Origin of the sequence: Micromonospora craterilacus, from assembly GCF_003236315.1 — a bacterium.
GTDB lineage: Bacteria > Actinomycetota > Actinomycetes > Mycobacteriales > Micromonosporaceae > Micromonospora > Micromonospora craterilacus.
Genome location: NZ_POTY01000017.1, coordinates 38,526 through 46,443, shown reverse-complemented (window position 1 = coordinate 46,443; position 7,918 = coordinate 38,526). Strand labels below are relative to the sequence as shown.

The 7,918-nt window shown below is 68.4% G+C and carries 5 protein-coding genes; 2 read left to right on the top strand and 3 right to left on the bottom strand.

Features of this window, described 5'->3' with window-relative positions:
* Positions 1-1,199 precede the first annotated feature (1,199 nt).
* Both C1I95_RS05040 and C1I95_RS05035 read right to left on the bottom strand, forming a co-directional pair.
* Positions 1,200-2,189 carry an ABC-2 membrane transporter-related protein gene (locus C1I95_RS05040; RefSeq protein WP_111212592.1) on the bottom strand — a complete coding sequence of 330 codons (990 nt, stop codon included), beginning with the start codon at positions 2,187-2,189 and terminating at the stop codon, positions 1,200-1,202.
* A complete protein-coding gene (locus C1I95_RS05035; RefSeq protein WP_111212585.1) occupies positions 2,186-3,073 on the bottom strand; it encodes an ABC transporter ATP-binding protein in 888 nt (295 codons plus the stop codon). The genes C1I95_RS05040 and C1I95_RS05035 overlap by 4 nt, the downstream gene beginning before the upstream one ends.
* 120 nt (positions 3,074-3,193) lie before the next feature.
* Between C1I95_RS05035 and C1I95_RS05030 the strand changes: the two genes are divergently transcribed.
* Both C1I95_RS05030 and C1I95_RS05025 read left to right on the top strand, forming a co-directional pair.
* Complete coding sequence (locus C1I95_RS05030) at positions 3,194-3,856, top strand: response regulator transcription factor (protein WP_111212584.1); 663 nt, start codon at positions 3,194-3,196, stop codon at positions 3,854-3,856.
* Positions 3,856-4,941, top strand: a complete 1,086-nt coding sequence (locus C1I95_RS05025) for a sensor histidine kinase (protein ID WP_111212583.1) — start codon at positions 3,856-3,858, stop codon at positions 4,939-4,941. Before C1I95_RS05030 ends, C1I95_RS05025 begins: the two co-directional genes overlap by 1 nt.
* Before the next feature lie 534 nt (positions 4,942-5,475).
* Here the strand turns inward: C1I95_RS05025 and C1I95_RS05020 are convergent.
* Positions 5,476-7,410 (bottom strand): plant Invertase/pectin methylesterase inhibitor family protein, encoded by a 1,935-nt coding sequence (locus C1I95_RS05020; protein WP_111212582.1) that lies wholly within the window; start codon positions 7,408-7,410, stop codon positions 5,476-5,478.
* Positions 7,411-7,918: the final 508 nt, after the last annotated feature.

Below are 7,918 nucleotides of genomic sequence, written 5' to 3'. Positions count from 1 at the left end.
GCCTTCACCCAGCAAGTGCCTTCCGTGACAGGAAACTCGGACCCTCAGCAAGTCCCATTTTCCCTGATCAGAAGGCACTTCTTCGTTTCCAGCCCAGTCCTTGGACACCCTTAACGAAGGGCCGAGGCTAACGCCAAGCAGGGCCGGGGAAGTCGAATCAGCTTCTATTTCATCGACTCGCACGGCGCCGGCCGGTGCGCCAGCGTAATCAACAATCGCTGACAAAGGTTCGAGCACGCTGAGCCGGCGGCGAGGGCACCAGCCCGCCGAAGAGGCCATCTACTACGGGCTGGCTGCCGTGGTCAGCTCTGAAGAGCGTTGATTAATCCTCACCTTGACGAAAGGAGAACGGGAGTGACGCTGGTAAGAACCGCCGTCGCATGGGCGACGGTTGCCACGCTTGTCACAGGAGTTGGCACCGCACCCGCATCAGCCAGCTCGGTCGCACAGGCTTGCGAGATTGGTAGCGCACCCGACAGGGACCACAACGAGTACGGATATCACTTCAAGCAGAACGTCAGCCTTCGCGAAGGCCCAGGGTGGGGATGCGCTGTCGTAGCCACCGCCACAACCAGCAATCTCGTTGATTACCACTGCTGGGTCCGGGCTGCGGACTTCAGCACGTGGACGTACCTGCGCACCGCAAATACAAAATACGGCTGGGTATGGGACGGGTATCTCAAGGATGGTGGCTCCACGTGGCACTGCGGCGTCTGACAGCGATTCGCCGACGGGTCAGCTAACAAAACAGCGACGGTGAATCATCGTGAGCCCGACAGTCGATCCCGAGCTGTCGGGCCCGTTCACCTCCCGCGAGCCGTCAAGTCAGGTTCGAAGCCACAGCACAAGCTGGGATGCTTGGGCACCGCTGTCGCCAGCGGGTTTTCGTGTTGGAAGAACGTTTCTGGGTGCATGAGGCCGCCGGGCGGATCCTCTACGGCGGCGGCTCGTCGCCGGAGTTCCGCGAGGTAGGCCGTGTCCAGGACCGTGGAGGCGGCGATCTGTTGTCGCAGAATGAGGGCCCGGTGGCCGGTGTAGAGGTAGGCATCGACGCCGGGGTAGCCCTTGGCTGCGGGGGGCTGCCCAGGGCGTGACTCGAAGTATGAGGCGTCGATTTGGCCCAGCCAGGTTCCCGCGAACGGAACGACCGACGGCGTAGGCGAGTTTGCGCATGGGGCCTTCCATGGACGGCTTCGCGGTCATGCGACGCGGCGGATGCGGCGGACGGCGAGGTAGAGCAGCAGGGCGGCCACGGTAACGAAGACGCCGGTCTCGATGCCCTGGAACAGCCAGTACCGGGTTCCGGGCTGGTAGAGCTGCCAGTTGTAGGCGCCCGAGGTGATGCCGAGGTCGGCGCCGCACGCGGCTCCCGGTCCGGTGGCGTCGGGCGCGCAGGCGATCTGTGCGTTGGCCGTGACCATCTTGCCGGAGGCGTCGCGGATGCCGTAGGACAGGATCCAGTCGCCGGCGGCCGGGTTGGTCTGCTCGGTGGCGTCCTTGATCGGGAAGGTCAGGACGCGGGCGGGCAGGTAGTGCGGCCGGGCGAGCGTCGTCAGGGCGATGCGCAGCCCGAGGAACCCGACGAGCGTGGCGGACATCGCCGGCAGCACCTTGGGCCAGATGGTGCCCGCGAAGATGCCGAGCGCGACCGCGAAGATCGTGTAGCCGATCGGGGCCGTGCCCTGCATGTCGAAGAAGAAGATGTTGAAGCGGCCGTGCTGCCCGGCCTGGCTCATCGGTGTCAGCCACCACGAGACGCCCAGCCCGTAGACCACCGAGGCGACGAGCGCGACGGCGCCGGCGACCCCGAACTTGACCAGTGCCCAGCGTCGCCGGCTGACGCCCTGGGTCCACACCATGCGGTGGGTGCCCTGCTCGATCTCGCGGGCGACCAGCGGCGCACCCCAGAACAGCCCGACCAGCAGCGGCAGGACGAGGAAGAGCACACCGATCATGGTCATCACGCCGTACTGGCCGTTGAACTGGATGGACGCCTTGCCGCAGGTGTCGGCGTCAGCCGGGATCATCGAGGCGGTACCCAGCGCGCGGACGCAGTCGTCCAGGCCCAAGTCGGCGAAGGTGTGCCGCATGGCCAGACCGGTGGGGACCATCAACACGGCAAGGAGCGCGAGGCCGATCGCGGTGAACAGTGTTTGCTTGCGGTGCTGCCGCCAGGCGAGCCAGATCATGCCGGCACCTCCCACCCGGCGCGCGGCCGGGAGTCGCCGTCGCCGAGGTAGGCGAGGATGAGGTCTTCCAAAGTCACGTCGTACGCCTTCCATGCCGGATCTCGCAGTGGAGCGTTCGTGCGGACCAGCAGCGTGGACTGCCGATCGGTGTGCTCGGCCCGCACGACCTGCGCGACCCCGGCGGGCAGCGGGCCGCCGTCTCGGGAGCCGACCAGCTGCCGGTGCTCGGCGAGCAGGGCGCTGACGTCGCCGACGAGCTTCACCTGCGAGGCGTGCAGCACAACGAGGTAGTCGCAGGTGCGTTCGAGGTCCGCCAGGATGTGCGAGGACAGCAGCACCGTGGTGCCCGTCTCGGCGACGACGCCCATCAGCGCCTGGAGGAACTCGCGCCGGGCCAGCGGGTCGATGCTGGCGACCGGCTCGTCGAGCAGCAGCAGCTGTGGGCGCTTGGCCATCGCCAATGCGAGGGCGACCTGGGCCCGCTGTCCGCCGGACAGCTTGCCGACCGGCTTGTCTCGTGGGATTCCGATCTGCGCCAGCCGGCGGTGCGCCAGCGCCGTGTCGAAGCGCCGGTTCAGCTTGGCGCCCATAGTGAACATCTCGTCCGCCGTGAAGTCCCGGTACAGCGGCGTGTCCTGGGCCACGAAGCCGACCTCGGACAGGACGGCGATGTCGTTGTACGGCGTCCGGCCGAAGACCCGTACGGCGCCGGCGTCCGGCCGCAGCAGACCGACCGCCAGGTGCAACAGGGTGCTCTTGCCCGCTCCGTTGGGGCCGACCAGCGCGGCCACCCTCCCGACCGGAAGTCGCAGCGAGCAGTCCCGCAGCGCCCAGGCTCTGCCATACCTCTTCCCGAGCTGGTCAGTTTCGAGAACGATGTCCATCCATAGCCCTTCCGTCCTGCTGACGCGGTTTGCAGGTTTCGGTTCTACGCGCACGCCGGTGTCAAGACGGTGCCGCCGGGTGACACCGTTCTGACACCCGCGCGGTGGCATGGTGGGATCATGCGAGTGCTCGTGGTCGAGGATTTCGAGGTGCTGGCCCGTACGGTGGGTATCGGGTTACGCCGTGAGGGCATGGCGGTCGACGTGGTCCTCGACGGCGACGGGGCCCTCGATCACCTGGCCGTGACCCGCTACGACGTGGTAGTGCTCGACCGCGACCTGCCGGGCGTGCCGGGCGACGAGGTGTGCCGGCGGATCGTGGACGAGCACTCGGCGACCCGGGTGCTGATGCTGACCGCGGCCTCGTCGGTCAAACAGCGGGTCGACGGCCTGGGCCTCGGCGCCGACGACTACCTCGCCAAGCCCTTCGACTTCGCCGAGCTGGTCGCGCGGGTACGGGCGCTCGGCCGGCGGCCGGGCACGGCCGTGCCACCGATCCTGGAGTACGGGGAACTCACGCTCGACCCCGGCCGCCGGGTCGCGACCCGCGAAGGACGCCGACTGGACCTCAGCCCGAAAGAGTTCGCCGTCCTGGAATGCCTGCTCGCCGCGCACGGCCGGCTCGTGTCGGCGGAGAATCTGCTCGAACGGGTCTGGGACGAGGCGGCGGACCCGTTCACCACGGCGGTGAAGACCACCATCCGCCGGCTGCGGACCAAGCTGGGCGACCCTCCGATCATCCACACCGTTCGCGAGGGCGGCTACCGCATCGGCGAACCGTGATGCGCGTCCGGATTCCCCGGCGCAGCCTGCACGTCCAGCTCACGCTGCTCTACGCCGTGCCCTTCCTGATCTCCGGCGTCGTGCTGCTCGCGATTCCGCTGCTGGGCAACAAGCAGGCCACCCCGGCGGGCCCGGTCGCCGACCCCGCCGGCGTCCCCGGCGACGGTGGCCACCTGGACCGGCAGTTCACCACCTCGGCGTGGGCCATAGCCGGCATGGTAGTGGTCTCCCTGCTGCTCGGCTGGTTCGTCGCCCGCCGCTTCCTGCGCCCTCTGCGCACCATCACCGCCACCGCCCGGGAGATCTCCGCCAGCGACCTGCACCGCCGGCTCGGCCGGACCGGTCTACACGACGAGTTCACCGATCTGGCCGAGACGCTCGACGACCTGTTCCAGCGGTTGCAGGCCGCGTTCGAGTCGCAGCGGCACTTCATCGCCAACGCCTCGCACGAACTGCGTACCCCGCTCACCGCGGAGCGGACGGTGCTCCAGGTGGCGCTCGCCGACCCGGATGCCACCACCGAGACACTGCGGTCGGCGTGCCACGAGGTCCTCGCGCTCAGCGACCAACAGGAACGCCTCATCGAGGCGCTACTCACCCTGGCACACGGCGAACAGGGCCTCCAACTGCACACCCCGCTCGACGTCGCCGACACCGTCGCCGAGGTGGTCGCCGCCCGCCATCACGATGCCGGCCGGCGAGGCATCCGGATGCACACCGCCCTCGACCGGGCACCGGCGACCGGCGACCCCGACCTGATCGAGCGTCTGGTTGTCAACCTGGTCGACAACGCCGTGCGTCACAACGCGCCGGGCGGCTGGGTCGAGATCAGCACGACGACCACCGCGACCGGCGCCGCCATCCGGGTCAGCAACTCCGGCCCGGTAGTGCCGCCCGGCGACGTCGACGCGCTGTTCCAGCCGTTCCGGCAGGTCGGCAACCGTCGGACCAGGCACCCCGACGGACACGGGCACGGACTCGGTCTGGCCATCGTCCGCGCGATCGCCGAGGCGCATGGGGCGACCCTCGACGCCCAGGCCCGAACCACCGGCGGTCTCGACATCGAAATCGGGTTCCCCGGATAAATGAGCCGCAGTCAGCCGATGCGTGCCTGGTCGATGCGAGCCAAGCAAGATCGGGTGCACGCTCATCGACAGATCAGCACGTCACCGGTGGTGACGATCATGATTGTCACTGCGCACGTGACTCACGATCATTGGCGAAGCAGCCGTCGGGGACGAACATCGGCATAAAGCGGAAATCCGGCTCGACGCCACTACCGGTCGCGAGCAGCACCCGCCCGTCAAGCCGCCTCAAGGTCGACGTTGGGGTTCCACTCGGCGGACGGCTGGAAGGCACCAAACCTCCGCTGACGTGGGCGGTTGGGTTTGGGTTTGTACCGGGATCGACACAGACCGATTTCCAGCCTGGATTGGGTCTGATCGGCATCATCCCGCTCGGCTGAAGATCAGCGTGCTTGACGGGTCCTGAGCCAGGCGTTCGGGACCCGTCTTTTCGCGCGAGCTTCCCTCAGCCGGACGCACCTCCACGACCTGACTCGGTGCGCGCTCATGGCTCGTAGCCGATGAGCGGAACTGGATACGGCGGGCGCGGCGACGTCAGGGTGTGGCTGCGGCCAGTGCTTGCGTCGCCAAGTCTCGCGCCTCGTCGTCTTCGCTGATACCGCGCCATCCTCCGCTGTAGAGCAGTCGTTCGTCTTGTTCGGCGGCGCGGTGCAGCAGGTGCGTGAACGTGGTGGCGGCCGGACCGAGGGGGGTGAGGTAGCGCAGTGCCTGGCGGCTGACCGGCAGTTGTCGACTGTGCCGTAGGGGGTCGAGGGCCGCATCGAACACGGTCAGGCAGAGGGCCGGGTCGCTGGTGATGCGGTAGTGCGCGAAGGCCAGTTCGACACCGTCCCAGGTTGGCCAGTAATTTGGCTGCTCCGCGAGTTGCCGTTCGATGTCTGACAAGTAGCGTGTCGCCAGCGGGCCGAGGTCGCCTAGCATTCGGGCAGCTGAGGCATTGATGCGTTGTCCATCGAGCACGTCGTCGCGGGCCAGGAACGGCTCGGGGTCGCCGGTTATCCGGAACAGGGTCCAGGCGGCGGTGAGGGCGTCGGGTCCGTCGCCGGTGGCCAGCTGCGTCAGTGTGGTGCGCGCCGCTGCGGCCGCGGGGCCGAGCGCGGCGAGGACAGTGCAGGCCGGTATGGGCTGTTGCGTGTCGAGCATGGCGGCCAGTTCGGGTACTGCTGCCGCGGCTGCTGGTCCGTAGGCCTTCAGCACTTGTGTGAGCTGGTAGGCCGTTGATGTGCCGGGATCGTTGCGCAGTCGCCATCGGATCGCGGGCACGAGGTCGTCGGCGTACGCGGTCAGCGGCAGGCAGACGTCGGCGATGCCCGGGTCTTGGTCCAGCCAGTAGAAGTCGTCGCCGTAATGCGTCGAACCCATGCGGAAGACTTCTGGATCACGGCGCAGCGACCGCTCGACGGCCGGAACCGCTCGCCGGTCTCCCCACCGTGCCAGGGCCCATGCCGCCAGCGCTCCCGTACGGCCCGGTTGGCTGACCAGCTCCGCGATGCGGTTCGACCAGGCACGCCCGGCATCTCCCGAGGCGGCGAGTAGGTGGACAGCGGCTGCCCGGATGGGGGGTGGGCCCTCGAGAGCGGCACCGATGTCCGGGATGAGCGCGGTGGTGGCCGAGCGCCACTTCCGCATGACCGTGCCTACCTCGGCGAGCGGCCGGTCGTCCTGTGCCCGAGCTGCTTCGCCGATCGCGACCTGGGCCAGGGCGATCCGCGCTTCGCGGTCGTCGCCGAGTTCACGGCTCAGCCAGCCGGCGGTGCGTCTCGGCACGGAGTGCGGGTACGCCGCGAGGAGGTGTTCGGCCGTCCCGGCTCTGTGGCCGATTCGGCGGGCGGCGACCAGAAAGGTTAGCCGCCGCGAATCGCCGGCCGGCGGGGTACGGTCGGACAGCCACCCGGCAATAGCTGCTCGTTTTTCGGGCGTCAAGGTGCCCTGCGTTGCCGCGCCAGCCAGGGCGAGAATGTAGTCGGCCGCGACGTCGGGATCCGCCTCGCCGGGATGACGGCGGATCAGCTCATCGGCAAGGTCGTCGGCGCGCTCGACCAGCTCGACCAGGATTTCCACGCCGCCGCACCGGATGGCGGGATCCGGATCGTCGAGCAGTTGCCGCAGACTGTCGAAAGCTCCGAGCAGACCCTTGCGGCAGGTCTGGGCCGGAGGCTGGGATCGCCATGGCTCCCTCATCTCGTGGTGCAGCGCGGCGAAGCGGCATACCAGGTCGAGGATGTCCGCCCGATGTGGAACCGTCGGGGCCAGGGCGAAGCGAATGAGGAACGGCACCACTGCGGCGCCTGCGGGGTACACCGCACCGCCCTGGTGATAGACCGCTGCGTCGAGATCGCCGAGAGCGTCAACGCAGGTCTCCGGGTTGGTCATCGCCGCCAGCCAGCCCGGCACCTCATCCGCCGAGCCGTACGCGTGCGTTAGCGCCGACCAGTCGATCTCGGAAACCCCGTCCAGCAGCCCAGCCACGCCGCATATTAACCGCCCAGGAAGGTGACGGTGGCCGCTCGCCTGGGGTGTCCGGATCTAGCCGCGAGGCGTGCGGCAGAAGTAACAGCCCGCGGCAATCGCGACTTCCCGCGGGCATCCAATTCCGGGCGTGAGCGATCAAGTCGTCGACCTGGCCGAAGCCACACCCCACTCCCCCGTCAGCGCGGGATGAGCATCAACACCGCTCCGTCGTCGGAGACAGCGGTGACATCGTCGCCGGGCTCGCGGCTCGCCTCTCCAACGACGACCTCACCGACCTGAACAAGATCGGCCGTAAGCCGAACATCCGCCCGACTGGGCTTTGCCATGTCCGACCGACTCATCCGACATCAGGTACACCCGATACGCCCAGCCCGGTCAGCCGAAGACCACAGATGACCGCGTTGGCCGGCTTCATCGGCTCGTTCGCCGCGCTCCTGAGATACGAACCGGCTGCTGGGCCTTGCCGGTCTGGCCGTCGTCGGGGTCGCGGACGGGCCGGTCGGTC

What these genes read in the sequence shown, in the direction of transcription:
- C1I95_RS05035 (WP_111212585.1), bottom strand. Translation starts at nt 3,073, where the DNA reads ATGGACATCGTTCTCGAAACTGACCAGCTCGGGAAGAGGTATGGCAGA.
- C1I95_RS05030 (WP_111212584.1), top strand. Translation starts at nt 3,194, where the DNA reads ATGCGAGTGCTCGTGGTCGAGGATTTCGAGGTGCTGGCCCGTACGGTG.
- C1I95_RS05040 (WP_111212592.1), bottom strand. Translation starts at nt 2,189, where the DNA reads ATGATCTGGCTCGCCTGGCGGCAGCACCGCAAGCAAACACTGTTCACC.
- C1I95_RS05025 (WP_111212583.1), top strand. Translation starts at nt 3,856, where the DNA reads ATGCGCGTCCGGATTCCCCGGCGCAGCCTGCACGTCCAGCTCACGCTG.